We start from the raw sequence: 2,774 nt of genomic DNA, 5'->3' as shown, positions 1-2,774 counted from the left end.
CGCCCACCCGGCGGCACAGCTCCGACCACGCCAGCTCCTCCGCCACCCACGACTCCGCCCGCGTGGAGTCACTCAGCACGTAGAAGTCGAACGCGTCCAGCTGCCCCGTCGCGGCGATGGACTCATACGTCGCCTGCACGTGCGCGAACACGGCGGCCGGGTCCTCGTTGTAGACGGGCATCACCACCGCGGTGCGCCGCGTGAGCGGACGGGCCGCCTCCTCCTCGGTGGGCCAGCGCAGCCCCGGCACCCGCTGGTTCGCCACCAGCTGGATGAAGCCGGCAACGCCGCTCCAGAACGACAGGGCGATCCACGCGAAGCACACCGCGAACAGCCCCAGCACGAACAGCTCCGGCACCGTGGTGCCGTGGGCCGCGAGCAGCCGGTGCATCTCCACGCAGGCGAACCCCGTGGACAGGGCCGCAAGGCCCAGCACCATCACGCGGCGGGGCCGCGCCAGGGCCGGAGTGTAGGGTTGGGCGTTCATGCGGACTCCGGGCTCCCGTGCGGCTTCGCTGTGTGTGAGGTGCGCGCCTAGCGCGACGGCGACACGCCCGCCTGGCCGGCGGCCGGACGCAGCCAGCGGCGCAGCGTGTCCATGAAGGGATTGAGCACGAGCACCTGCTCGCGCATCTGGCAGGGCACCTCCGCCGGGGCGGACATGGGCACTGCTTCACACACCGCGCGGCGCCACGCCTCCGGCAGCGAGGACGGAGCGCGCATCAGCACGTCCGCGCCCCAGCGCGCGCCGCCCACCAGCACGAACGCGGCCCGGCCGCGCACCATCAGCGACGGCCCCACGTGCGCGGGCCCCAGCACCTCCGCCAGCCAACCCTCCACCCGCCACCGCGCGAGCGCCAGCGCGGCCTCCGGCGACAGGGACAGCTCACGCGTGCCCAGGACCCAGCCCGCCAGCTTCTCCAGCTCGTTGCGGCCGGTGAAGCCGAAGTCCTGGAAGAAGCTCACCAGCGCGGCGCGGGTGTCCGCGCGGGCTTCCTGGGGCATCGCCGGAGCGAAGGAGATGAACGGGTGCGTGGTCACGGAATCCACAGGTAGCTCCAGGTCTCGGTGAGGGTCTCGGAACCGCGTTTCAGGAAGCAGCGCAGCTCGACGGGGCCTTCTCCGTCGGGCATGAGCTCGAAGGCCGCCCGGAAGCCACCCGTGACGGCGTGGACCTCGGCGCGCGGGTGCAGCACCTGGCCGCGGGAAGCGGTGACGACCGCCTCCACGGGACCGGTGCCTTCCGTGCTGGCCTTCGTGAAATCGAGGACGAAGCGGCGCGCCCCCGGCTTGCTGCCCGCCGCGACACGCGTCGCCGCGACGGTGGAACCTCCGGCCTTCGCGCCCTCGGGGGAGAAGCCCCAGGACAGCCGGTAGGAGAAGCGAAGGTGTGCACCCGCCTGCACCGGTGCATCCGGCACCCAGAAGGCCACGATGTTGTCGTGGATCTCCTCGCGGGTGGGCAGCTCCACGAGCCGCACGGAGCCCGCGCCCCAGTCACCCACCGGCTCCACCCAGGCGCCCGGACGACGCTCGGAGTGCGCCTCCAGATCCTCATAGCTGCTGAACGCCTGGTCGCGCTGCAACAGGCCGAAGCCCGACAGCCCGTCCGTGTGGAAGCTGCTCACCTGGATCTGCTTCGGGTTCTTCAGGGGGCGCCACAGCTTCTCGCCGTTCTTCATCCACACGGAGATGCCGTCGGAGTCGTGCACCTCCGGGCGGAAGTCGTCGAAGTCGCCCCGGTCGTTCTCTCCAAAGAGGAACATGCTGGTGAGCGGCGCCACGCCCAGCTGGCGCACCGCCTTGCGCGCGAACACCGTGGAGTCCACGTCCATCACGGTCCGCTCACCCGGGCGGATGGCGAAGCGGTACGCGCCCGTGACGCTGGGGCTGTCCATCAGCGCGTGCACCACCACCGTGTCCGAGCCCTTCGCCGGCGTCTCCAGCCAGAACTCGCGGAACGTGGGGAACTCCTCGCCCCCCGGCTGCGCCGTGTCGATGGCGAGCCCGCGCGCGGACAGGCCGTACAGGTTGCCCTTGCCCAGCGCGCGGAAGTAGCTGGCGCCCAGGAAGACCACCAGCTCGTCGTAGTAGTCCTTCGTGTTGAGCGGCGCGTTGAGGCGGAAGCCCGCGAAGCCGTTCACCTTGCCCTTGGGCGGATTTCCCACCAGGGGGCCGTAGGTGAACTGCTCCGTGGAGAACGGGACCGGGCGCGCCTTGCCGCCCTCCACCACGTTCACGCCCACCGGACGGGTGTAATAAAAACCGGGGTGGAAGAACTGCGCCCGGAAGGGCAGCCCCTCTTCACGCCACAGCGACGCCGAGTCGCGGAAGCGGATGTCCCGGTACTGATCGTAGGTGAGCTTCTCGAAGGACGGCGGCACGCCGATGGGCGGCTCCTGGTACGGCTTCGCGGCCAGCGCGCGGGCCTTCTCCTCCACCGTCTGGGCGGAGAATCCGGAGGCCTTCGCCGTCCCCGCCTTCGGCTGCTGGGCACACGCCAGCGCCGCCACGCACAGCCCGAACCCCCAGGCCAGCCCCACCGTCTGTCGCTGCCACCGCTTCAAGTCCCGCTCCTCACCAGGGTCCACCGCCCGCGCCAGTACGGCGCGACGCGGCAAAGGCTAGCAACGCTCATGCCAGTCGACAGGTGCTGGGGAATTTCCCAATCATTCCAAGGACCTGCCCAAAGTGGCCCTCCAGCAGTTCCTTGCTACTCCAATGATTCCGGCGGCTTGAGAGGGGGCCGAGAGAGGGGGCTGGCGGTGCCTGGA

The 2,774-nt window shown here is 70.7% G+C and carries 2 protein-coding genes and 1 pseudogene; all 3 read right to left on the bottom strand.

The genetic code is table 11. From position 1 onward, the window contains the following. A pseudogene (locus D7Y21_RS40955) lies at positions 1-487 on the bottom strand (glucans biosynthesis glucosyltransferase MdoH); the annotation flags it as partial. 47 nt (positions 488-534) lie between these two features. After that, positions 535-1,050, bottom strand: a complete 516-nt coding sequence (locus D7Y21_RS40950; RefSeq protein WP_120562933.1) for a hypothetical protein — start codon at positions 1,048-1,050, stop codon at positions 535-537. Continuing rightward, a complete protein-coding gene (locus D7Y21_RS40945) occupies positions 1,038-2,567 on the bottom strand; it encodes a glucan biosynthesis protein (RefSeq protein ID WP_120562932.1) in 1,530 nt (509 codons plus the stop codon). Before D7Y21_RS40945 ends, D7Y21_RS40950 begins: the two co-directional genes overlap by 13 nt. Positions 2,568-2,774 lie beyond the last annotated feature (207 nt).

The organism is Corallococcus sp. AB045 (assembly GCF_003668895.1).
In the GTDB taxonomy this organism is placed as follows: domain Bacteria; phylum Myxococcota; class Myxococcia; order Myxococcales; family Myxococcaceae; genus Corallococcus; species Corallococcus coralloides.
This window is presented reverse-complemented; position numbering and strand designations above follow the sequence as displayed.